Genomic DNA, 22,967 nt, shown 5'->3' on the forward strand with positions numbered 1-22,967 from the left:
GCTACTCCGCGCACGCGAGCAGCGCCAGCGCGCGATCGACCGCATCATTTTCGAGCGGCTCGTCGAACCGCGACCAGGTGGGCGGCGGCTGATGCGCGAACCAGGTATATTGGCGCTTGGCGTAGCGGCGCGTCGCTATCTGGCCGGCCGAGATGGCCTCCTCGCGAGTCAGTTCGCCGCGCAACAGCGCGCCAAGTTCAGGAACGCCGAGCGCGCGCATCACCGGCAATTGAGGGTCGAGCCGCCGAGCGAGCAACGCCTCGACCTCGCCGAGCGCGCCATCCTCGACCATCGTCGCGAAGCGCCGATCGCATCGTTCGTTGAGCCACGGGCGGGGTGGCATGAGGATGATGGGGTGAAGCGCGATCTCGACGCCCATTCCGCCCATGCGCTCGGCCTGCCACGACTTGAGCGTTCGACCGCTCGACCGCACAACTTCGAGAGCGCGCGCGATCCTCGTCGTGTCTCCAGGATTGAGCCCCGCTGCCGCGCACGGATCGAGCCGGGTCAATGCGGCCCGGTTTTCAGCGACGCTCGCCCCGCGCACCTGCGCGCGAATGGCCGGGTCGATCGACGGCACCGGGGCGATGCCGTCCAGCAAGGTGCGCAGATAGAGCCCGGTTCCGCCAACCAGGATCGGCAGCCGGCCTTCGTCATGCAGCCCCCCGATTTCGCGTCGCGCCAAGGCGGCCCATTCGGCGGCCGAGCACGCGTCAGCACCGTCGCGCACCCCGTAGAGCCGGTGCGTGGCCAGCGCGCGGTCGGCGGGTGAAGGGGCTGCGGACAAAATCGGCAGATCGCGATAAAGCTGCGCGCTGTCGGCGTTTACAATGACGCCCCCGGTCCGCTCGGCTAACGCCAACGCGAGCGCCGACTTGCCGCTGGCGGTCGGACCGGCGATGAGGCCGACGGGAGGTTTCGACTTGGCCATCGCCACGCTGATAGCAGCCGGAAGGCTCGACGAAAGGTTCTTGGCCGCAGCGCTAACGCGGATCGACGGCGTCCGGCTCGCCCGCTGGGTCGAACCCGGTAACGCCGCTGACCTCGAGACCAACCTCGGTCAGGGAGAGATGCGCGCCGCCTACGAGGGCTGGGAAGGCGTCGACGTCATCGTGCACCCGCCCGGTCCGCGTGAAAAAAAACTTCTGGTCGCCGACATGGATTCGACCATGATCGGGCAGGAATGCATCGACGAGTTGGCCGACTATGCCGGGGTCAAGCCGCAAGTCGCCGCCATCACCGAGCGGGCGATGCGCGGCGAACTAGATTTCATTGGCGCGCTTCACGAGCGGGTCGCGCTGCTCAAGGGACTGAAGGAAAACGCCATCGCCCATTGCCTCGCCGAGCGAGTGCGGCCCAATCCCGGCGCCGCGACACTGGTACGGACAATGGCAGCGCGCGGGGCAATGACCTTGCTCGTCTCGGGCGGATTTACCGCCTTCGCCGGGCCGGTCGCCGAAGAGATCGGGTTCGCCCAAGTCGAGGCGAATGACCTTGCAGTCGAAGATGGTCATCTAACCGGCAAGGTGGCTGGTCCGATCGTCGATTCCGCTCAGAAGCTTCGAGCGCTTGAAAATGCCCGCGACGAACTTGATATCGAAAACACCGACGTGCTGGCGATCGGCGATGGCGCCAATGATGCGCCGATGGTCGCCGCTTCCGGACTGGGAATCGCCTATCGCGCCAAGCCCGCGCTGATCGCGGTCGCCGACGCGCGGCTCGACCATCATGGGCTCGACGCCTTGCTGTGGGCGCAGGGCATTCCCCGCGCGTCATGGGTAGTCGCCTAGCGCGCCTCAACTGGGAAGCAGGGCTGGGGGGCGAGTCGGGCGCAACCCGCTGCCGCCGCCGCGCGGGACGCAAACGGGCCCGCCTGCAGCCGCACGATCGCGCCGACCGGGACATAATAGGCCTGCGCGCCGCTCACCCGCCCGCCGATCCGTGCGAACAGCGCTTCGGCCGACTTTCGCTGCCCAAAGGCGCCCAGCTGCACGCGCCACGTTCCGGTCGATGCCGTGACAGCTGGAGTTGGTGCGGGCAGCGCAATTTTTGGCACGGGCGCTTTTGCCGGAGCGATTTTTGGCGCGGTCGTCTTTAGGGCCGCTGCGGTCTTCCTGTCCTCGGCCATTGCCTTGGCCAGCGCGACGCCCTTCTGCCGCTGGACGAGCGGCATCGCGGCATCCATGTCGGCCAACGTCCCCTTGGCCGGGGCAAGGCCCTGCGCCGCGGCGCGGCTGACATAGGCGTAGCCGGTGACTGGGTCTTCGGTGACCCCGTCGCCGTTGAATAAGGCGGTCCCGTAGAGCAGCAACGCGCGCGGCTCACCGGCGTCCGCCGCCGCTTTGAGCCAGCGCATCCCGCTCACCCTGTTGCCGTTCTGGAACAGCAGCAAGCCGAGCGTTGCCTGGGCATCGACATGACCCTTGCGAGCGGCGCGTTCGAGCCAATTTAGCGCCTGACCCATGTCGACCGGCACGCCCTTGCCCAAGCGATAAGCCTGGCCGAGATTGAAGGCGGCATCGACGTCACCCTTGTCGGCCAGCGGCCGCCAAATCGCCACGGCCGCCGACGCGTCGCCCTTCTGCCAGGCCTCGATTCCCGCACGGACCGATTGGGCGTCAGCGGGGGCGACGGCGAGCACGAAGAGCGGAATCAGCATTGAAATACGCATGGTTCAAGGCCTTTGCCGGAGGTTGGCTTAACCCTAGCCGCCCTCGCGGCGCGGCAACAAGGTCCGGCGGAGATTAACCAATATTTAGGGGCTTTGCTGTCAGGTGATCGCACAACGGCGTCATTTGGCGAGGGGAATAGAATGCGCGTTCTGGCAATGGCATCGCAGAAGGGCGGATCGGGCAAGACGACCCTGTCCGGCCACCTCGCGGTGCAGGCGCAGCTGGCGGGCGCCGGTCCCGTCTGCCTGATCGACATCGATCCGCAAGGCTCGCTCGCCGATTGGTGGAACGAGCGCGAGGCCGATATGCCGGCCTTCGCCCAGACCACGGTCGCTCGTCTCGCCTCCGACCTTGAGGTGCTTCGCCAGCAGGGCTTTCGCCTGGCCGTGATCGACACGCCACCGGCAATCACCATGGCGATCCAGAGCGTCATTGCGGTGGCCGAGCTGATCGTCATCCCGACCCGTCCCAGCCCGCACGATCTTCGCGCCGTTGGCGCTACGGTCGATTTGTGCGACCGCGCCGGCAAGCCGCTCCTGTTCGTCGTCAACGGTGCCACGCCGAAAGCCAAGATCACCTACGAGGCGGCTGTCGCCCTTTCGCAGCACGGCACCGTAGCTCCGGTCACTCTCCACCATCGCACCGATTTCGCCGCCTCGATGATCGACGGCCGCACGGTGATGGAAGTAGACCCCAACGGCCGCTCGGCGCGCGAAGTGACCGAACTGTGGGATTACATCTCCGACCGGCTCGAAAAGAATTTCCGCCGCACCGTGTTCGCTGCCCCGAACGCCGCTCCCTCCGCAACGCCGCGTCCGGTCGGTGGCTTCGGCCGCCGAGTGAGCCAGTAAGGGAGTGGTGACGATGGGAGAACCCAAGGCATTCGCTTCGCTTTCGTCGGGCCTTCTCGCCCGCAAAGGCGCCGCTCGCCCCGCCATGCGCCCGCAGGGCTTCGGCCAGATCGGCTCTGGCCTCGACGACCTCGGCTGGGACGACATGGGCTTCGAGCCGCCAAAGCCGGCGCTGACCACGGTCCGCGACGCCGAACATGATGCGTTTGGCGATGAATTGGCCGAGCCCGCGCTACGCAACCCGCTCGCCGCTTTGACCCCGATTCCTTCGCCGGTTCATGACCAGCAGGCGGAAATCGCCGGCCGTTTCGCCGCCCATGAGGAGGATGGCGAAGAGGAGGACGGCGATTATGTCGACGAAACCGCCGAGCTTTACGATCCGGAAACCGACGAAGCGCATGCGCTTGACGTAGTGGTGGAAACCGCGCCTGAGCCGGCCCCGCTTGCGCTGATCCCGGTGCTGGCAACCAAGGCGTCCGCCTCCACGGTTCAGGCACCCAAGACTAACGCCGTCCCAGTTCGCCGTGCGGTGCGTCCGCGCGTCGCCGCGGGTGGCAAGGCCAAGTCGGCGTTCACGCTGCGCCTCGACCCGTCGCGCCATTTGAAGCTTCGTCTAGCATGCGCCGTTACCGGTCGCTCGGCGCAGCAATTGGTGACCGACGCACTGGACCAGCTCCTGACCGACATGCCGGAACTCGAGTCGATGGCCGAGCGCGCGCCGCGCGCCCGACGCGCCGAGGGATAAAAAGGGGAGTGTCATGACCAAGCCGTATCGCCTGGGGGCCGCGCTGACCGCCGCATCGCTGATCGCGATCGTCGCCGGTTGCGCCGGTCCGGGATCGTCGGGGCCGCGCAGCGCCTCGATCTTCGGCGTCAAGGTCGACACCGCCAATATCGGGCTGGCGACCAAGGCGCAGCTGGCGCTTGCCGCCAACGACCTCGCCACCGCCATACCGCTCGCCGAGCGAGCCGTCGGCAAGAGCCCGAACGACGCCGGTTTCCGCGCGCTGCTCGGCAATTGCTACCTCGCCGCCGGGCGGTTTGCCTCCGCTGAGGCCGCTTATCGCGACTCGCTGACGTTGGTGTCGAACCAGCCGCAGCTGATTCTCAAACTGGCCTTGGTTCAGGCCGCGCAGGGCAAGGCCGGGGAAGCCATCGCGCTGCTGGCCGCCGGGCAGGGCGTCCTCGACGCCGCCGATCTTGGCCTTGCGCTGACACTCGCCGGCGACACGCAGTCGGCCTTGCAAGTGCTTGATCCCGCGTCTCGCGTGGCCGGCGCCGACGCCCGCACTCGCCAGAATTTGGCTCTGGCCCACGCCTTCGCCGGCAATTGGGAACAGGCTCGCCTGATCGCCGGGCAAGATCTCGCCGCCGACCAGGTCGACGCCCGCATCCAACAATGGATGACGCTGGCCAAGCCGGCCCGCCCCTCTGACCAAGTGGCTGCCTTCATCGGTGTCCAACCCGTGGCCGGCGATCCCGGCCAACCGGTTCGCCTTGCGCTCAACAAGGCCGACGCCAAGAGCCGTCAGGCCGCTGCCATGCCGGTGACCGTGACGGATCAAGCGCCCCCGCCGGTCGAGGTAGCTGCCGTCGTTCCGCAGCCCGTCCTAGCCTCCGTCGCTGAACCGCAACCCGCGCCCGAACCGGCCCCGGCGGTTGCGGCGCCAGTCCTTGGGGCCTCGGTTACTGTGATGCTTCCTCCTGTCGCCTCAGCGCCGAATACGCTGTCCGCGACACCCCCATCGCCGATCCGGCAGGCTCGTCCGGCGCTGTCGCCGGCCGTGGTTCGGTTGGCACCAACCCTCGCCAGCCTGCGCCGAAACGCCGCCGCCCCGATAATGCGCGGTGGGCGCAGCCGCGCCGTCGTCCAGCTCGGGTCCTTTTCGTCGCGCGATCGCGTGTCCGGTGCATGGTCCAAAGCCGTGGCTAATTACAGTGCGCTGCGCTCCTACACCCCGGTCAGCGCCCGCTTCGCCGCCGCCCAGGGCATCTTCTATCGCCTGTCGGTCAAGGGGTTCGCCAGCGACCGAGACGCGATCAATCTGTGCGCTTCCTTGAAGCGCGCTGGGGGCAAATGCTTCGTTCGAGCTGCATTCAACGACGCGCCCGTGCAGATCGCCTCGCGCTAAGGCCTAACGCGCCGATCGGCAGTGAGGAGGTCAAGGCAGGCCATCCTCACTGCCACCCCCATTTCGACTTGCCGCACGATTAGTGAGCGCTCGTCGTGATCGGCCAGAGCGCCGTCGATCTCGACGCCCCGGTTGATTGGTCCCGGGTGCATCACCACCGCATACGGCGCAGCATGAGCAAAGCGTTCCTTGGTGAGGCCATAATGCGCCAGATATTCGCCGGGACCATCGCCCAGCTCCTCGCTCAGCCGCTCACGCTGGACGCGCAGCATCATCACCGCGTCGGCTCCCACAACCGCCTCTTCGATCGTCCCGCCGGCGATATCGTCCGGCAGCAGTGACGGCGGCCCGGCGAATCGTAGCTCGGCGCCTAACCGCGTCAGCAGGAGGGCGTTCGACCGCGCTACCCGGCTATGCTTGAGATCGCCGCAGATCGCGATCTTCAGTCCTTCGATCCGTCCGAAATGCTGGCGCAGCGTTGCCGCGTCGAGGAGCGCCTGGGTCGGGTGCTCGCCGATCCCATCGCCGCCATTGATTACCGGGCAGTCCATGATCCGTGCCACATCGGCGGGCGCGCCGCTTGTGCCATGGCGGATGACCAATACGTCGGGCCGCATGGCGTTGAGGGTGCGCGCGGTGTCAGCCAGCGTCTCGCCCTTCTTGATCGAGCTATGCTCGACCTGCATCGTCACCACTTGCGCGCCAAGCCGGTTGGCTGCGATCTCGAAGCTAAGCAGCGTACGCGTCGAATTCTCGAAGAAGGCATTGACGATCGTCAGCCCATCGAGCCGGTGGTCATTGCGCCGCGGTTGGCGATTGTAAGCGAACCAGCGTTCACCCTCGTCGAGAATGGTGGCGATCTGGTCATCGGAAAGGGAGGTGATCGATAGGAGGTCCATCGAAGCGGCGGCCTAGCGCGGTTGCGGTAAATTGACCAGCGCGTCGATCGCGGCTTGAAGGATGTGCGCCGCAGCGTGGGCGTCGATCTTTTCGGCGCGCTTGGCGCGGCTCATGTCGGCCTCGATCATCGTCCGCTCGACCGCCACGGTCGACCAGCGCTCGTCCCACAATAACAGCCGCAATCCGAGCGGGACGAGGTTGCGGGCGAAGGCACGGACCGACTGGGTGCGGGGTGAATCGCTGCCGTCGAGGTTGAGGGGCAGGCCGACGACTAGGCCGGTTAAAGAGTGACGACCAACGAACCCGCGCAGATGCCCGAGATCGGCCGAGAATTTGGTCCGCCGAATCGTCTCGACCGCCGTAGCGTAGCTCCAGGTCGCGTCGCAGGTGGCAAGGCCGATCGTCTTCGTGCCGACGTCCAACCCACCCAACCGCCCTTGGCGCGCTGCGCCGGCGAACTCCGCCGCGCTAGTGACGATCAGCGCTTGCGCCATGCCGCCAGCCGCCGCTGCGCATCGGCGCGAATCGAGCCCCAGAACAGGGCATAATCATAGACATGGTAATTATTGCCCGGCAGCACATAGGGGCCGAGGTTGGGCGCCGCGCCGTCGATGATCAGGAAGCCCTTGTCGCAATGCGCGCCGACCTGGCCGACCGCGAGCGTCGCGTTGGCAAATTTCGCATCGGGCATCAGCGTGCCGAGATTGGCCGATGCGGGGGCGGCGCCGTCCTTGGTGCCGGTCAGCGGATTGACGCAGATCATGTCGGCGCGCCGCCGCTCGCCACCCGCGCCCAAGGTCCCGACCCAGGCATCGGTGATCAGCGTTGGGTTGGCCGGCTCGGCGAAGCTTTGCCACGACAGGACGCATGCGGCTTCGTCGGGCGCGGTGCAGGCGGAAAGCCCGGTCGCGGGAAGGTCGGCGGTGGCCGACAGCGGCCAGCCGACGACATAAGCCGCGACTAGCCGATTGCCGAGCACAGCTTTGCGGTCGACCAGCAGCCGCGATAGATGCAGCGCGCCCTGGCTATGCCCGGCAAGAATGATCGGCGTGTCCGCGTCCTGTGCGGCGAGAAACGCATCGAACCCACGCAGCACGTCGCCATAGGCGAGGTCGAGCGCCTTGGTCGCGTCGGCGCTCTTCAGCAAAAACGCCCCGAACGCCGCCTGGCGATAACGCGGCGCCCAAATGTCCGACACGGCGTTGAACGCGCTCGCCTGGCTTTGAACGAACAGCTGCGCCTGCGCCCCGGCATCGCCCCCCGCATCATACGGCGCGTTCCACCGGTCGCGCTTGAGATAGGTCGTCGGGTGAATGAAAAAAGTCGCGGCCGGCGATGCTTCCTTGGTCAAAACCACGCCGGCCGGCAACCATCCCGAAGCGTCCCTCGCCAGCCCGGGCTTGGCGAGCCACGCTGCATCGTTCGCATAATCGGGCGTCGTCGAAGGAGGCGGCGCGGCAAAATGACCCACCGGAGTAGCGAAGCTGGTCAGCGCCTTGTCACCAAACTGGAAGATCGCGAACGCTCCCGCCACGCCGAGCAAGGTCAGGAAGACGATCAGGAGCAGGAACCGGCGCGCGCACATCGGCTGCCGCCTAGAGGGCGCACCGCGCTTCGGCAACTGCTTGAAGGCCGCCGCGCCCCCTGCTAGCCGCGCTTCGGGTCGCTTGCCGATCCGAAGCAGCAGGAACTCCATGTCTGTCGATGCGAAACAGGTGCGCCACGTCGCCAAGCTAGCCCGGATCGCGATGAGCGATGCCGAGGTCGAGGCGCTGGTGCCCGAATTGAACAACATCCTCGGCTGGGTCGAACAGCTTGCCGAGGTCGATACCGATGGGGTCGAGCCGCTGACCGCCGTGATCGACTTGCCCCTTCGTCTCCGCGACGACGTCGTCAATGACGGCAATGTCAGGGATGCCGTGCTCAAGAACGCGCCCGACGCTCAGCACGGATTTTTCGCCGTTCCCAAGGTGATCGAATAGTGAGTCTCAACCTCAAGACGATCGCCGAGCTGCGCGACGGCTTCCGCGCCGGCGAATTTTCGGCGCGCGAGATCGCGGCCGACTTCAACGCGGCGGTCGAGGCGGGGCGGGCGCTCAACGCCTATACGGTCGAGACCCCGGAACTGGCGCTGGCGGCCGCCGATGCCGCCGATGCCGCGCGAGCTGGGGGCGAACTGAAGCCACTGTCGGGCATCCCGCTTGGCATCAAGGATTTGTTTGCCACCGAGGGTGTCGATTCTACCGCAGGCAGCAACATCCTGAAGGGTTTCGAACCGCCCTATGAATCGACCGTCTCGGGCAAGCTCAAGGCTGCCGGCGCGGGGATGCTGGGCAAGCTCAACATGGACGAGTTCGCGATGGGCTCGTCGAACGAGACCAGCGCCTACGGCCCGGTCATCTCGCCATGGCGTCGCACCGACGGCGGCAACACGGCGCTAACCCCGGGGGGGAGCTCGGGCGGGTCGGCCGCAGCAGTCGCGGCGGGGCTGGCGCCTGGGGCCACGGGCACCGACACAGGCGGCTCGATCCGTCAGCCGGCGGCGTTCGTCGGCATTTGCGGGATCAAGCCGACCTACGGCCGCTGCTCGCGCTGGGGCATCGTCGCCTTCGCTTCGTCGCTCGACCAGGCCGGGCCGATGGCGCGCACCGTGCGCGACTGCGCAATCTTGCTCGAAACGATGAGCGGCTTCGACCCGAAGGACGCCACCTCGCTTGATGTGCCCGTGCCGCAATGGGAAGCGGGTTTGTCGAGCAATCTGAAGGGCAAGCGCGTCGGCATTCCGACCGAATATCGCATCGACGGCGTGCCGACCGAGATCGATGCGCTGTGGGAGCAGGGAGTCGAATGGCTGCGCGACGCCGGCGCCGAGCCGGTCAAAATCTCGCTTCCGCACACCCGCCATGCGCTGCCGACCTATTACATCATCGCGCCGGCCGAAGCCTCGTCGAATCTCGCCCGCTACGACGGGGTGCGCTACGGGCTGAGAGTCGAAAGCGAGGCCGGGCACGGCACCACGCTCGACGGCATGTACGCCGCGACGAGAGCGAGGGGCTTCGGCGCCGAGGTCAAGCGACGCATCATGATTGGCACCTATGTTTTGTCGGCGGGCTATTACGACGCCTATTTCACCAAGGCGCAGAAAGTCCGCACGCTGATCAAGCGCGATTTCACCACTGCCTTCGCCGACTGCGATTTCATCCTCACCCCGACCGCCCCCTCGGCGGCGTTCGGGCTCAATGAGAAAATGAGCGACCCGCTGGCGATGTATCTCAACGACGTGTTCGCGGTGCCGGCGAGTCTTGCCGGACTCCCCGCGATGTCGGTCCCCGGCGGTCTCGACGGCCAGGGCCTCCCGCTCGGCCTCCACCTCATCGGTCGCGAATTGGATGAACAGGGCGTGCTGAACGCAGCTTTGGCGGTCGAGGAACGCGCCGGGTTTTCAGCACGGGCGGAGAAGTGGTGGTGAGCGACTATCGGATCACAGGCGCCACCGGCGAGTGGGAAGTCGTGATCGGGCTTGAGGTCCACGCCCAGGTCACCTCCAACGCCAAGCTTTTCTCGGGCGCGTCGACCACCTTCGGCGCCGAGCCGAACACGCAAGTGTCGCTGGTCGACGCCGCGATGCCTGGAATGCTGCCGGTGCCCAACCGTGAATGCATCCGCCAGGCGGTGCGCACCGGGATGGCGATCGAGGCTAAGATCAACAATTGGTCACGGTTCGACCGCAAGAATTATTTCTACGCCGACCTGCCGCAGGGCTACCAGATTTCGCAGCTTTACCATCCCCTGGTCGGCGAGGGCGAAATCACCGTGCTGCTAGATGACAAGGACGAGGCAAGCGCGCGGACCATCGGAGTCGAGCGGATCCACCTCGAGCAGGACGCGGGCAAGCTGATGCACGACCAGCATCCGACGATGAGCTATGTCGACCTCAACCGCTCGGGCGTCGCGCTAATGGAGATTGTGTCTAAACCTGATATGTGTTCGCCCGCCGAAGCAGGGGCTTATCTGCGCAAGTTAAGAGCAATTCTTCGTTATGTCGGCAGCTGCGACGGCAATATGGAGGAAGGCTCGATGCGCGCCGACGTCAATGTCTCGGTGCGCAAACCGGGCCCAATCACTTCAGAAAACCCGCTCGGTACTCGCACCGAGACCAAGAACGTCAACTCAGTGCGCTTCGTCATGGCCGTGATCGAGCATGAGGCGCGCCGCCAGGTCGAGGTGATTGAGGGGGGCGGGGCGATCGTCCAGGAAACCCGGCTGTACGACCCCGACAAGAATGTCACCCGCACGCTCCGCTCAAAGGAAGACGCGCACGATTATCGCTACTTCCCCGATCCTGACCTGCTCCCGCTCGAGCTCGACGAGGCGTTCCTCGCCGACTGTCGCGCGTCGCTACCCGAACTGCCCGACGCCAAGCGCAAGCGGTTCGAAAATCTCGACATCGGCGCCTACAACGCCTCGATCCTTACCGCCGAGGTCGAGACCGCGCGCTGGTTCGACCAGCTATTGGAAGAAGGCGCCGACCCGGTCGCCGCGTCGAACTGGGTCGCGGGAGAACTGTTCGGCGCTCTGAATCGCCTGGGCAAGACGATCGTCGATTCACCCGTCGGTCCGAAACAAGCCGCCGAGCTGCTCGCACTGATCGCCGACAAGACGCTCAGCGGCAGCCTCGCCAAACAGGTGTTCGAAATCATGCTCGACACCGGCCAGGACGCTGGCGCGGTTGTCGAGGAGCGCGGCCTCAAGCAGACCAGCGACACCGGCGCTATCGACGCCGAAATCGACAACATCCTCGCCGCCAATGCCGAAAAGGTTCAGCAATATAAGGATGGCAAGGAAGCCTTGTTCGGCTTCTTCGTCGGCCAGACGATGAAGGCGATGGCCGGCAAGGCCAATCCAGGCGTCGTCAACGAACGGCTGCGCTCGAAGCTCGGCTGATCCACGGGACAAGGAGAGTAAGATGCGCCGTATCCTGTTCCTTGCTGGCCTGACCGCTGCCACCGCCTGCAGCTCGGCGCCTGCGCAACCAGCACGACTGCTCGCTCCGACTGCGCCGAAGCTGATCGTTGCGCTTTCGATCGACCAATTCTCATCCGATCTATTCGAAGAATATCGTCCGGTACTGCTCGGCGGGATCGGGCGGTTGTCGCGCGGGGCCGCTTTTCGCAACGGCTATCAGGGCCATAGCGCAACCGAGACCTGCCCCGGTCATTCGACGATCATGACCGGATCGCGCCCGTCGCGGACGGGGATCATTGCCAACGTCTGGTACGACCTTTCGCAGAGCCGGTCCGACAAGGCCGTCTACTGCGCCGAGGACGAGCGGATCGCGGGTAGTTCGAGCCTCGCCTACACCGTCTCGCCCTATCATCTCCGCGTTCCGACGCTTGGCGATCGGCTAAAGGCTGTCCAGCCGGTATCGCGCAACGTCGCGGTGGCGGGTAAGGATCGCGCCGCGGTGATGATGTCGGGCCGCGCGGTTGACCAGCGCTGGTACTGGGACGGCAAGACGTTCGCCACCGATTTGAAGGGCGCGGGAATGCCGCGTGCCGTCACCGCAGCCCGGACCGCGGTCGCGCAGGCCATCGCGCAAGATCGCTCCGCACTCCAAATGCCCGCGCTGTGTCAGCAGAAGTCGCGCGTGGTCTCGCTCGAAGGCGGCGGCGCGCCGGTCGGCAACGGGGCTTTCGCCCGCAAGGCCGGCGACGCGAGAAATTTCCGCGCCAGCCCCGAATTCGACGGCGCCACCCTGGCGCTCGCGGCCGCGCTGATCGAGGAAATGCAGCTTGGTCGCGGCCGCTCGACCGACATCATCTCGGTCGGCCTGTCAGCCACCGATTTCGTCGGCCACAGCTATGGGACCGAGGGCGCGGAGATGTGCCTCCAGCTGTTCTCGCTCGATCGCGACCTCGGCGATTTCTTCCGCCTGCTCGACAGCAAGGGCATCGATTATCTTGTCACGCTGACCGCCGATCATGGCGGGCAGGATGTCCCTGAGCGCAAGCGCGAGCAAGGCGTGCCAGGTGCCGCCCGCGTTCCCGCTAGCCTGTTCGCCAGCGCGATGGGCAAGGCGATCGGCGCCCGGCTGGGGCTCAAGGGACCAGTGCTCTACGGCGACGGTGCGTTCGGCGACATGTACGTCGATCGCGCTCTGCCCGACGTCGACCGCACGCGCGCTTTGGCCGCCGCGGTCGGCGCATATAAAGCCCATCCGATGGTTGAGGCCGTGTTTACCCATGACCAGCTGCGTGCCACGAAATCGCCGACAGCCTCACCCGACAAATGGAGCTTGGTCGAGCGCGCTCGCGCCTCGTTCGATGATCAGCGGTCGGGCGATCTGATCGTGTTGTTGAAGCGCGACATCACCCCGATCGCCGACACCAAATCCTATGTCGCAACCCACGGCAGCCCGTGGGACTATGACCGGCGCGTCCCGGTCCTGTTCTGGCGGCGCGAGATGGAGGCATCGGACCGCACCGACGCGGTCGAGACCGCCGACATCATGCCGACGCTGGCCGCCGCGCTCGGGCTTGCGGTGGATCCGCGCTCGATCGACGGCAAATGTTTGGGGGCAATCCCCGGCATCGCTTGTCCAGTGCGCTAATAGCAATCAGCCGGCAGGTGCGCCCGTGACGTTGATGCCGAACATGCGGACCCCGGTTTCGGTCCGGGGTCGATGGCTGCTGTTGGGCCCGAAGACCAAGTAGCTTCCGGCGCCGAAGACGCGATCACCCTCGATCATGTCTCCGCTCAGGATCAACACCTCCTCGCCATATTGATCATGCTGATCGACATGGGGCCACTCCGCGCCAGGTTCCATCTCGACAATCCACGCGCGGACCCCGCCGGCAGTCGGTAGGTCGCGGCGCACGCATCCGGGTCCGACGATAACGGGCGGAACGGCTTCAGGCAGAATATGAGTGGGCATGGGCGGGTATCCGTTGGTAGATGCGTTGGAATGCATTTAAGCCGCTGCGACGGCTGGTTTCATCCGTTAATATGTCGCGCCGCCCGGCGATATGCCGGCGGGATGGGAGTTGACCGGTGGCGCTTGATGAGAGGGATGAGGCGCTGATGCTCGCGCTCGAGAAAAACGCGCGCGCAAGCGTCGTGGAGATCGCCCGGGCAATCGGCCTGTCGCGCAGCGCGACCCAGGCGAGGATGGCCCGGCTGGAGAGAATCGGCGCGATTGGCGGCTATACTGTGCGTCGGGGCGAGGTCGCGCGGGGGGCGCGGGTCCGCGCGTTCCTGACGGTCCGGCACGCCGATAGGGGAAATTGTGCCAGGCTGCTTCCGCTGCTGCGCGGTCGCCCTCAAGTTGTTGCGATCCACCAGCTCAGTGGAAAGATCGATCTGCTGATCGAGGCTGAGGCCGGGGATGTCGCGGGAATCGACGCACTGGCGGAGGAGGTCCGCGCGATCACGGGGGTTGCGCGGGTAACGATTTACGTCGTGCTCGGTGCCGACAGGCGAGTTTGGTGAAGTGCTGGCGCCGCCACTAACCGTGCGGCGGCGCGGCTGTGCGCTAGCCTACTGATACGCTTGCCTTTTTCAAAAAACCGCGCCACTCCTCTCTGGTCATGGAGGGACATCATGCGCCGGTTCGGTATTGCGCTATTGGTTTCCGTCACGCTCGCCGGCTGCGTCCAGACGCGCCAGTTCGCCGACGTTGAATTCGCGCCGCCGCAAGGCGACTACAAGCTGCTGGTGATGCGCCCCGACGTCAGCGTCGGATCGGTCACCACCGGCGGCCTGGTCGAGCCGCGCGCCGACTGGACCGAGAGCGCGCGGGCCAAATTGCTCGCCGCAATCCGCTCACAACAGGCCGGACGCGGCGGCAATTTGCGCATTCTCGAGCGCCGCGATTCGTTCCCCGGCATAGATCCTGATACGATCGCCGAGCTCGAACGGCTGCATTCCGCGGTCGGTAGTTCGATCGCGCTGCATAAATATTCGGGCGCTTACCTGCCAACCAAGCGGGGCAAGGGCCTCGACTATACGCTCGGCGAGGATGCGGTCGCGCTCGGCCGCCGCACCGGCTACGACTACGCGCTGTTCCTCCATGCCGAAGACAGCTTCGCCTCGACCGGGCGGGTCGCGCTGCAGGTGCTCGGCATCGCCGGTTGCCTGGTCGGCTTTTGCGCTCCCAACATCGGCGGCGCAGGGCAATTCGCCTATGCCAGCCTGGTCGATTTGCGGACCGGCGAGGTAGTGTGGTTCAACGTCCTGCAGGCCGGGAGCCAGATCGCCGGGATCAAGGTGGGCGACATGCGCACCGACGCCGGCGCGGCGCAGATGGTCGAGCGGCTGTTAGGCCGGATGAAGCCCGGCAAGGAAGTTCGCCGCCGTCAAGGAGCGGTTCGGTGACGAACCTTTCTCGACGCGCGCTGCTTGGTGGCGGCGGATTGGTCGCCGCTAGCCTGACCACCGGCATTGCCCAGGCCCGCATTCTACCGAAGGACATGACGCCCCTGATCGGCCCCGGCTACCGTGCCCAGGATGTCGACGAAAAGGGCCTGTGGCAGCAGATGGAGCGGATCGAGGAGGAGGTCGCCGGGTCGAACCTGTTGATCAAGGATCCGGCGCTGACCCGCTACCTCGGGACGTTGATCGGCAATGTCGGCGGTCCGGCGGCCAAGGACATGCGCATCTACCTCGCGCGCATTCCCGAATTCAACGCGGTGATGTTCCCGACCGGCTTTGCGGTGGTGTTCTCGGGCTTGCTGCTGCGGATGCGCAACGAAGCGCAACTGGCCGGCGTCATCGCCCATGAAAGCGCTCACTTTCTGCGCAAGCACCAGCTTCGCCAGTGGCGCGACGTGAAGCGCAAGACCGACATCTTCTCTTTCCTCGCGATGGGCGCAGGCGTCGCCGGCGGTGTGACTGGCGTCTATGCTGGCGACCTCGTCCGCCTTGCCCAGTTCGGGACCATCCTGTCGCTGCTAAAATATAACCGAGTGCTCGAGGCCGAGGCTGACGCGATGGGCGTGCGCCTGCTTGCCGAGGCGGGTTACGATCCGATGGCGATGAGCGAGACCTGGCAACAGTTGATCGGCGAGCTGGACTTGTCAGCCAAATATCGCCGCAAGCATCGCGACCGCGACTTCTCGCTATTTTCAACCCATCCCAACCCCGAATCGCGCATGGCCGACCTCAAAGTCTCGGCCGTCGAGGTGCGTCAGCCCGGCCGCAGCTACGACCCCTATCGCGATCGCTACCTTGGCCAGCTCGCCGGAATTCGCCCGACCTTGCTCGACGATCAGGTCAAGCTGAACGATCCCGGCGCCAGTCAATATGTGATCAATACGCTGGCGAAGGACGGTTGGAACGGCTTGCTGCGTTTCCACGAGGGTGAGGTCTGGCGCTTGCGCGGCCGCAAGGTGGACGAGGTTCGCGCCGCGCAAGGCTATGCCGCCGCAATCGCCTATCCCGACGCGCCGCCGGACGCCTGGCGATGGCACGGGATCATGCTGATGAAGGCCGGGCGCCAGGCCGAGGCGCGCGTTGCCTTCGCTCGCTACTTGGCGATGGCCCCGTCCGCCCCGGACGCGGCTCTCATTCGCCAGATGATGACCGGTTGAGGAGAAGATGATGCGCTCACTGATCCTCTCGGCGGCGGCCCTGTCGCTCTGCGCTTGCAGTTCGCTCGGGGGTGGCGGGTTTGGCTATGGCGGCTATTCGCTCATCCGCGCCAAAGAAATGCGGGTCGGCAATCATTCGGTTGCGGTCACTCCGCCGCGTGAATGGAACAAGCAATCGACGACCCTGTTCGACGATATCTCGACGGTCGAGGACTGGACTCAGAACGGCCCTTATCTCGACACGATCAGTTTCGTCACCGGCATGAAGGACGGCAAGGCGGTGGTCCGCCAGCGCAATCGCGATGACCGGCAGGTTCCGAAATTCCGGTCGAACATGACCCCGCCGGAGATTGCTGCGATGATCGAAAGCCTGTTTCGCGTCCGCGGCGGAACGGTCGATTTCAAGACAACCTCGCTCGCCCCTCGACCCTTTCTCGGCGCGAGCGGCTTCCAACTGGATTATGAGCATCTCGACAGCGACGAGGTTCGTCGCCGCGGCCGCGCAGTCGGGGCGGTGATCGACGGCCGACTATACCTGATCCTTCTCGACGCGGCCAAGTCGCACTATTTTAGTGCTTCTCTGCCCGATTTCGAAGCGCTGGTCGGCTCGGCTCATCGCATCCGTTAGACCGGATCGGGCGCGGGAGGCGGCTCGGGTTCGCCGGGAAGCGGCGGGACGTGACCGGGCTCGTCGGCCGGCGAAGGCTCGCCGGGGCGCGAGGGGCGGCTGGCCAACCTTAGCTGTTCGGTCCCGGAGTTCCCGGCGCGGGTACGTCGACATCACCGCCGGGCATCGGCGCTTCGGCTGGCGGCGTCGTCGGTTGAGCTGGCTGGCCGGGCTGTTGGGCGGGAACTTCGTTGGGGTTTGTGGACATGTGCAATCGCCTCCTCTTGCAAGACACAACCCGCTCGCTCACGATATGTTGCACGTTCCGTCGCTCTTGCTCCGCAGCCGATCCTTGCTATAGGCGCCGCACCTTCAAGGCGTCCGCGCGGGCGTGGCGGAATTGGTAGACGCGCTGGTTTTAGGTACCAGTATCGTAAGATGTGGGGGTTCGAGTCCCTTCGCCCGCACCATAAAGCCGTACAGCCTGCCCGGGGGTAGGCGAGCAGCTTGATCCGAGCGAAGGCTGAACCGTTGAGTAGGAATTTACGAGAGTGAGCATGAAGACCGTCGAGACGGAAAATGAAGGCCTGAAGCGGGCCTACACGCTGACCATCCCTGCCAAGGATATCGACTCCCGCGTCGACGGCGAGATTAAGCGGCTTGCGCCGACCGTGCGCATGCCCGGTTTTCGTCCCGGCAAGGTGCCGCCGAATCTCATTCGCAAGATGCACGGCGAGGCGCTGATGCGCGACGCGCTGAACACCGCGGTGCAGGATGGCGTCCAGCAGCTGATGACCGACAAAAAGCTGCGTCCGGCGATGCCGCCCGAAGTCGAGCTCGACGAGCGCTACGAGGCGGGGAGAGACGCCGAGGTCAAGGTCCGGCTCGAAACACTTCCCGATGTGCCCAAGCCGAAGATCGAGGGTTTGAAGCTCGAGCGGTTAACCGCCGAGATAGACGACGCCGCGATCGACGCGCAGCTTCAACAGCTGGCGACGTCGCAGGCTCGCTATGAGGACGCCAAGAAGGGTCACAAGGCTGTCACCGGCGATCAGGTCGTGATCGATTTCGTCGGCAAAGTCGATGGGGTCGCGTTCGATGGCGGTACGGGGCAAGATATGGCGGTCGTGCTTGGCTCGGGCCAGCTGATTCCAGGCTTCGAAGACCAAATGATTGGCGTCAAGGCCGGCGACGAGAAGCAGCTCAGCCTGACCTTCCCGGACGATTATCAGGTTGACGATCTCAAGGGCAAGGCGGCGACCTTCGACATCAAGGTCAGCGCGGTAAAGACCGCTGTCGGGATCAAGATCGACGACGATTTCGCCAAGCAGCTTGGTCTCGACGACCTCGATCGGCTGAAGGGCGTGCTGCGCGACCAGCAGCAAGAAGAACTGAATGGCCTTACCCGCACCCATATGAAGCGCCGCCTCCTCGACCAGCTGGCCGAAGCGCATGATTTCGATGTCCCTGCGTCGATGGTCGATGCGGAATATGAGAACATCATGGCCCAGCTTCGTCATGAGGCCAGCCATGAGGCTGATCCCGACGCCGCGCTCAAGGAGATCGAGGCCGAGATCGACGATTATCGCGACATCGCGGTTCGTCGGGTCCGGCTCGGACTGTTGCTGAGCGAAATCGGTTCGGCCAACAGCATTGAGGTCAGCCAGCAGGAAATGAACCGCCTGATCGGCCAGGCCGCGTCGCAGTATCAGCCCAAGGACCGCGACAATTTCGTCCGGTACATTCAGCAGACACCGATGGCCGCCGCCCAGCTGCGCGCGCCGCTCTACGAGGACAAGGTGGTCGACTATCTGTTTGGTCAGGCCGAGATCACCGATCGCTCAGTGAGCCGCGGCGAGATCGAGGCCGACCTCGAGAGCGAAGAAGGCCATGTCCACGGTCCGGGCTGCGGCCACGAGCACAGCGAGGCCAAGAAGGCGAAGAAGCCGATGAAGGCGGCGATCTCCAAGAAGGCCGCACCGAGCAAGTCCGAACCGACGGTTATCGCCAAGGCCGATGCCAAGCCGAAGCCAGCCAAGCCGATCAAGGACGGCGCGGGCGGCAAGCCCGCCGACGCCAAGGCGGCCAAGCCGGCGACGGCCGCCCAGAAACCCGCCGCCAACAAACAACCCGCCACCACGAAGAAGCCGGCCGCTAAAAAGAAGTAAGGCGATCGCAAGGATCGGCGGGTAGGGGAGAGGCATGAACATGTCAGCCAGTCCCCGCATCGCCGTGGTGCTGCCCTGCTATAATGAGGAAGCCGCGATCGCCGAAACGGTCGCCGGCTTTCGCGCCGCCTTGCCGCAGGCGGCCATCTATGTGTTCGACAACAACAGCCGCGACCGCACTGTCGAGCTGGCGCGGTCGGCCGGGGCCGTCGTGCGGAACGAGCGGCAGCAGGGCAAAGGACATGTTGTCCGGCGCATGTTCGCCGACGTCGATGCCGACGTATACGTCATGGCCGACGGCGATCTTACCTACGATCCCAAGGCCGCGCCGGAGATGGTGCGAATGCTGCTCGCCGAGCAACTCGATATGGTCGTCGGGACGCGTCAACATGAGGTCGCGGACGCCTATCGCGGCGGTCACGTCCTCGGCAATCGCCTGTTCACCAGCCTCTTGTCGGGCCTCTTCGGTCGAAGCTTCACCGATATTTTTTCGGGCTACCGCGTCTTTTCGCGGCGCTTCGTCAAAAGCTTTCCCGTGCTCTCCGCCGGCTTTGAAATCGAAACCGAGATGAGCGTCCACGCGCTGGAACTGAGGATGCCGGTTGGCGAAATCGCCACTGCCTACGGCGCGCGTCCCGAAGGCTCGGCGTCGAAGCTGTCGACCTATCGCGATGGCTGGCGAATCCTGAAGACGATCGGCACTCTCTACCGGATCGAGCGTCCCGTCCTTTTTTATGGCGGCATCGGAGCGTTGCTGATGGTCGCCGCGGTGTTGCTCGCAATCCCGCTGGTCGTCACCTATCTTGACACCGGGCTCGTCCCGCGTTTCCCCACCGCTATCCTGGTGACCGGCATGACGATCGTCGCGGTACTGTGCTTTTTTGCCGGGTTGATCCTCGACACGGTCACGCGTGGGCGTCGAGAGGTGCGGCGTCTCGCCTACCTGTCCCAACCCGTCCCGGATGTTGCCGAAAAGTAACACATGGCGGGTTGAGAAGCATAAAATACCGCAGGGGCTCTTCTCTCACTGATTAGGTTTCGTTACCCTTTTGTATCTGCGGAGACCTAGGGGTCGCGGTTTAACGGGGAGATTATCGATGGGGCGTGTTTTGACGGGGCTTCGTTGCGGAGCCGGTTTGTTTGCGTTGGTTATCGGCGGGGCTGCTGCCGCCCAGGACACGCTGCCGCCCGCTGATGCCTCTTCAACGTCCGCCAGCGAGCCGTCGAACGTCGGCGAAATCGTCGTTACCGGATCGCGCATCCGCCGCGATCCGCTGTCGCAGGATTCGCCGGTCGTGTTCGTCGATAAGGACGACATCGCCAAGACCGGGCTGTCGGCCATCGCGGATGTGCTGCAACGGTTGCCGAGCGCCTCGGGCGGCCTCAATTCCAAGTCCAACAACAGCGGCAATGTCGGCAATCCACCTGATGGCGGCGGCGTCGGCGCCGGCTCAGCGGAAATCGATTTGCGCTATCTAAGCGCCAAGCGGACTTTGGTGCTGGTCGACGGGCTTCGGTTCGTTAACGGGACCAGCGCCAGCGGCCTTCCAGCGACTGTCGATCTCAACACCATCCCGGCCAATTCGATCGAGCGTATCGAGGTGCTCCAATCGGGCGCATCCCCGCTCTACGGGTCGGACGCCATTGCCGGCGTGGTCAACATCATCACGGTAGCCCAGCAAGAGGGGATCCGTGCCTCGGCGCAGTTCGGCACCTTCCGACAGGGAGATGGCCATACGCAAGATTATCAGCTGAGCTACGGCCTCAAGGGGCCGACCACCAATTTTGTCGTCGGTGGCAGCTACGTGAAGCAGGAGGCGGTGCGCTCCGCTGACCGCGACATCTCCCAGTTCCCCAACCCGCATCAGACGGCTTGCTCGCCAACCCAGTCGGGGTGCTCGAGCGCTTCGGCGAACGGTCGTTTCGATCTTCGACCTTACGTGAAGGGCGGCAATTTTACCATCTCGACCGCCCCAGATAACACGCCGACCTTTGCGGAACTGCGTCCGTTCACAGCCGCCGATCGGTTCAATTTCGCGCCGTTTCAATACCTCCTGACGCCGTCCCAGCGCTACGGCGTCTGGGCAAGTTTCAAGCAAGAAATCACGTCGGACATCAATCTTCGAATCAAAACGCAGTACAGCCACCGTAAGTCTCAGAATCAGGCGGCGTTCGAACCGCTGTTTATTGGGCCGGACGCGGGCAACGGCGCAGGCAGTCTGTTCGACACGCTGTCGATCGACAAAACCAATCCATTCAACCCATTTGGATATACGCTGGAGTCGGGCCTCAATCCGAACGGTACGTTCAACGGCAGAGCGCAGAATTATTCGTTCATCGGTCGCCGCTTGATCGAGGCAGGGCAACGCACCTTCAACCAGAAGGTTAACACCTATTCCGTAACGACAACGGTGGACGGCTCCTTCGATGTTGGCGCTCGTCAATGGTTCTGGGACCTGAACGCCGTCGCCGCCGGCAATCAGGCGCGCCAAAGCTTCACCGGCAACGTCAACGCCGCCCGTGTGGCACAGGCGATCGGGCCGCTCGCGGGCTGCGTCGCCCCGTGTGTCCCCTTGAACCTGTTTGGCGGCGCCGGCACGATTACCCCGGCAATGCTCAACTTTATCGCGTTTACCGAGCGCGATAGTAGCGCCCAATATCTGTTCGACTACACCGCCAACTTGAGCGGCGATTTGTTCGACCTGCCGGCCGGACCTCTCGCCTTCGCGGTCGGCTATGAGCATCGCTATCAGAAAGCGAATTTTGAGCCCGACCCGATCGTCGCCGCCGGCCTCGGCGCCGACATTCCCGCTGCTCCCGCGGGTGGCCATTACGACGCCGACGAAGTCTTTGGCGAAGTGCGTGTGCCGATTCTGAAGGAAACGCCGTTCTTCTACTCGCTAGAGGCCAATGCCGCGGTCCGCCATTCGAACTATTCGACCAGCGGCAGCAGCACGACATACACCGCTACCGGCTTGTGGAAACCAGTTGAGGATCTGCTGCTACGCGGCTCTTACGCCACCGGGTTCCGGGCGCCGAGCCTGGGCGAGCTATTCGGTGGCCGCTCGCGTTTCGATCTTAATGTCAACGACCCCTGTTCGAACATTCCCGGGTCGCCGTACCAGTCGAACGCCACGGTCCGCGCCAACTGCACGGCCAACGGCGTTCCCGTGTCGGGCAGCTACGCCGAGGATCCCTTTCAGGCTCCCGTAATCACCCAGGGCAATCGCGCCTTGAAGCCAGAAAAATCGCGCAGCTTCCTCGCCGGCGCTGTCTACTCGCCTGCCTGGGCACGTAGGGGTGGTTTCGCCAGCAACCTGAGCCTCGAAGTCAATTATTATGACATCGAGGTCACCAATGCGATCGGAGTGGTGGATCCGAACCTGGTGCTCAACAATTGCGCGCTGCTAGGCGATAAGCCAAGCTGCGCTCTGGTGGTTAGGACCGGAAACGGTTTCGTCAACGAGATCAACGGCACGCTTCAAAATCTCGACAGCATCCGGACCAAGGGCATCGACCTGATCGGCATTTATCGCTCGCGTAGGACCGGCCTCGGCACCTTTGGGTTGACCCTCAACGCGACCCGGCTGCTGAAATATGTCCTAACCGCGTCGAATGGCTTCGTCGTGCTCAACCGCAAGGGCACCGAGCGTGGCAGCCCGGACCAGGCTTTCCCCAAGTACAAGGGCAATGCGACGATCGACTGGACGCTTGGCGATTTTGGCGCGTCGTTCACCGGCCGCTATATCGACGCCGTAACGGAATTGAGGGGGGGGACAACGCCCCATGAGCTGGGCAGCCGCATTTATGGCGATTTCCAGCTCAATTACGAGCCGTCGTTCCTGGCCAAAAGGTTCGCCTTCACTGCGGGGGTCAACAACGTGTTCGACAAGGACCCGCCGGCTTGCTTTACGTGCAGCGTGAACAATTACGACCCGACAACCTACGACGTTCCGGGCCAGTTCGGTTATCTCCGCGTTTCGTACAAAATGTAGCGGCGACGGCCCTTGGGTCGCGCCGGAACAGGGGAGGGCGGTTGGCTTCGTGCCG

Annotated in this window: 21 protein-coding genes and 1 tRNA gene; 16 read left to right on the forward strand and 6 right to left on the reverse strand. The window is 64.8% G+C overall.

Annotation, left to right across the window (positions count from 1 at the left end; all coding sequences use genetic code 11):
- Position 1 precedes the first annotated feature (1 nt).
- The gene (gene miaA, locus H0W65_RS01040; RefSeq protein ID WP_294002907.1) at positions 2–931 is read right to left on the reverse strand and encodes a tRNA (adenosine(37)-N6)-dimethylallyltransferase MiaA; all 930 of its coding nucleotides are present in this window, start codon (positions 929–931) and stop codon (positions 2–4) included.
- On the opposite strand from miaA, the gene serB reads away from it, so the two are divergent.
- A complete protein-coding gene (serB, locus tag H0W65_RS01045; RefSeq protein WP_294002909.1) occupies positions 924–1,790 on the forward strand; it encodes a phosphoserine phosphatase SerB in 867 nt (288 codons plus the stop codon). The genes miaA and serB overlap by 8 nt on opposite strands.
- Here serB and H0W65_RS01050 read toward each other — a convergent pair.
- Positions 1,787–2,671: an SPOR domain-containing protein gene (locus H0W65_RS01050; RefSeq protein ID WP_294002911.1), complete on the reverse strand. Its 885-nt coding sequence runs from the start codon at positions 2,669–2,671 to the stop codon at positions 1,787–1,789. The two genes, serB and H0W65_RS01050, sit on opposite strands and share 4 nt — an antisense overlap.
- A gap of 141 nt (positions 2,672–2,812) precedes the next feature.
- Between H0W65_RS01050 and H0W65_RS01055 the strand changes: the two genes are divergently transcribed.
- The 3 genes from H0W65_RS01055 to H0W65_RS01065 are packed head-to-tail and all read left to right on the forward strand — an operon-like array spanning position 2,813 to position 5,655.
- On the forward strand, positions 2,813–3,523 hold the full coding sequence (locus tag H0W65_RS01055; RefSeq protein WP_294002913.1) for a ParA family protein: 711 nt from the start codon (positions 2,813–2,815) through the stop codon (positions 3,521–3,523).
- A gap of 13 nt (positions 3,524–3,536) precedes the next feature.
- Positions 3,537–4,268 (forward strand): hypothetical protein, encoded by a 732-nt coding sequence (locus H0W65_RS01060; protein ID WP_294002980.1) that lies wholly within the window; start codon positions 3,537–3,539, stop codon positions 4,266–4,268.
- A 13-nt stretch (positions 4,269–4,281) separates the two neighbouring features.
- The gene (locus H0W65_RS01065) at positions 4,282–5,655 is read left to right on the forward strand and encodes a tetratricopeptide repeat protein (RefSeq protein WP_294002915.1); all 1,374 of its coding nucleotides are present in this window, start codon (positions 4,282–4,284) and stop codon (positions 5,653–5,655) included.
- Here the strand turns inward: H0W65_RS01065 and H0W65_RS01070 are convergent.
- The 3 genes from H0W65_RS01070 to H0W65_RS01080 are packed head-to-tail and all read right to left on the reverse strand — an operon-like array spanning position 5,652 to position 8,251.
- On the reverse strand, positions 5,652–6,554 hold the full coding sequence (locus H0W65_RS01070) for an aspartate carbamoyltransferase catalytic subunit (protein ID WP_294002917.1): 903 nt from the start codon (positions 6,552–6,554) through the stop codon (positions 5,652–5,654). The two genes, H0W65_RS01065 and H0W65_RS01070, sit on opposite strands and share 4 nt — an antisense overlap.
- A gap of 12 nt (positions 6,555–6,566) precedes the next feature.
- Positions 6,567–7,049, reverse strand: coding sequence for a Holliday junction resolvase RuvX (gene ruvX, locus H0W65_RS01075; protein ID WP_294002919.1), 483 nt, complete (start codon positions 7,047–7,049; stop codon positions 6,567–6,569).
- Positions 7,034–8,251, reverse strand: coding sequence for a DUF3089 domain-containing protein (locus H0W65_RS01080; protein ID WP_294002921.1), 1,218 nt, complete (start codon positions 8,249–8,251; stop codon positions 7,034–7,036). Before H0W65_RS01080 ends, ruvX begins: the two co-directional genes overlap by 16 nt.
- Between H0W65_RS01080 and gatC the strand changes: the two genes are divergently transcribed.
- Genes gatC through H0W65_RS01100 form a run of 4 tightly spaced genes read left to right on the forward strand, consistent with a single transcriptional unit; the run spans position 8,250 to position 13,165 of the window.
- On the forward strand, positions 8,250–8,537 hold the full coding sequence (gatC, locus tag H0W65_RS01085; protein ID WP_294002923.1) for an Asp-tRNA(Asn)/Glu-tRNA(Gln) amidotransferase subunit GatC: 288 nt from the start codon (positions 8,250–8,252) through the stop codon (positions 8,535–8,537). The two genes, H0W65_RS01080 and gatC, sit on opposite strands and share 2 nt — an antisense overlap.
- Positions 8,537–10,024, forward strand: a complete 1,488-nt coding sequence (gatA, locus tag H0W65_RS01090; protein ID WP_294002925.1) for an Asp-tRNA(Asn)/Glu-tRNA(Gln) amidotransferase subunit GatA — start codon at positions 8,537–8,539, stop codon at positions 10,022–10,024. The genes gatC and gatA overlap by 1 nt, the downstream gene beginning before the upstream one ends.
- Positions 10,021–11,499, forward strand: a complete 1,479-nt coding sequence (gene gatB, locus H0W65_RS01095; RefSeq protein ID WP_294002927.1) for an Asp-tRNA(Asn)/Glu-tRNA(Gln) amidotransferase subunit GatB — start codon at positions 10,021–10,023, stop codon at positions 11,497–11,499. Before gatA ends, gatB begins: the two co-directional genes overlap by 4 nt.
- Before the next feature lie 22 nt (positions 11,500–11,521).
- On the forward strand, positions 11,522–13,165 hold the full coding sequence (locus H0W65_RS01100; RefSeq protein ID WP_294002929.1) for an alkaline phosphatase family protein: 1,644 nt from the start codon (positions 11,522–11,524) through the stop codon (positions 13,163–13,165).
- Between the two features lie 6 nt (positions 13,166–13,171).
- Here H0W65_RS01100 and H0W65_RS01105 read toward each other — a convergent pair whose 3' ends face one another.
- Positions 13,172–13,489: a cupin domain-containing protein gene (locus H0W65_RS01105; protein ID WP_294002931.1), complete on the reverse strand. Its 318-nt coding sequence runs from the start codon at positions 13,487–13,489 to the stop codon at positions 13,172–13,174.
- A gap of 116 nt (positions 13,490–13,605) precedes the next feature.
- Between H0W65_RS01105 and H0W65_RS01110 the strand changes: the two genes are divergently transcribed.
- The 8 genes from H0W65_RS01110 (at position 13,606) to H0W65_RS01145 (ending at position 22,912) form a co-directional block, all read left to right on the forward strand.
- The gene (locus H0W65_RS01110) at positions 13,606–14,043 is read left to right on the forward strand and encodes an Lrp/AsnC family transcriptional regulator (RefSeq protein WP_294002933.1); all 438 of its coding nucleotides are present in this window, start codon (positions 13,606–13,608) and stop codon (positions 14,041–14,043) included.
- 111 nt (positions 14,044–14,154) lie between these two features.
- Entirely contained in the window at positions 14,155–14,928 is a 774-nt protein-coding gene (locus H0W65_RS01115) for a hypothetical protein (protein ID WP_294002935.1), read from the forward strand.
- Complete coding sequence (locus tag H0W65_RS01120) at positions 14,925–16,142, forward strand: M48 family metalloprotease (protein ID WP_294002937.1); 1,218 nt, start codon at positions 14,925–14,927, stop codon at positions 16,140–16,142. The genes H0W65_RS01115 and H0W65_RS01120 overlap by 4 nt, the downstream gene beginning before the upstream one ends.
- A 7-nt stretch (positions 16,143–16,149) precedes the next feature.
- Entirely contained in the window at positions 16,150–16,770 is a 621-nt protein-coding gene (locus H0W65_RS01125) for a hypothetical protein (protein WP_294002939.1), read from the forward strand.
- A 364-nt stretch (positions 16,771–17,134) separates the two neighbouring features.
- Positions 17,135–17,219: transfer RNA gene (locus tag H0W65_RS01130), tRNA-Leu, on the forward strand.
- A gap of 87 nt (positions 17,220–17,306) precedes the next feature.
- Positions 17,307–18,917 carry a trigger factor gene (tig, locus tag H0W65_RS01135; RefSeq protein ID WP_294002982.1) on the forward strand — a complete coding sequence of 537 codons (1,611 nt, stop codon included), beginning with the start codon at positions 17,307–17,309 and terminating at the stop codon, positions 18,915–18,917.
- A gap of 34 nt (positions 18,918–18,951) precedes the next feature.
- Complete coding sequence (locus tag H0W65_RS01140) at positions 18,952–19,896, forward strand: glycosyltransferase family 2 protein (RefSeq protein WP_367120105.1); 945 nt, start codon at positions 18,952–18,954, stop codon at positions 19,894–19,896.
- A gap of 166 nt (positions 19,897–20,062) precedes the next feature.
- Positions 20,063–22,912, forward strand: coding sequence for a TonB-dependent receptor (locus H0W65_RS01145; RefSeq protein ID WP_294002943.1), 2,850 nt, complete (start codon positions 20,063–20,065; stop codon positions 22,910–22,912).
- Positions 22,913–22,967 lie beyond the last annotated feature (55 nt).

This window comes from Sphingomonas sp. (assembly GCF_013816785.1).
In the GTDB taxonomy this organism is placed as follows: Bacteria; Pseudomonadota; Alphaproteobacteria; order Sphingomonadales; family Sphingomonadaceae; genus Sphingomicrobium.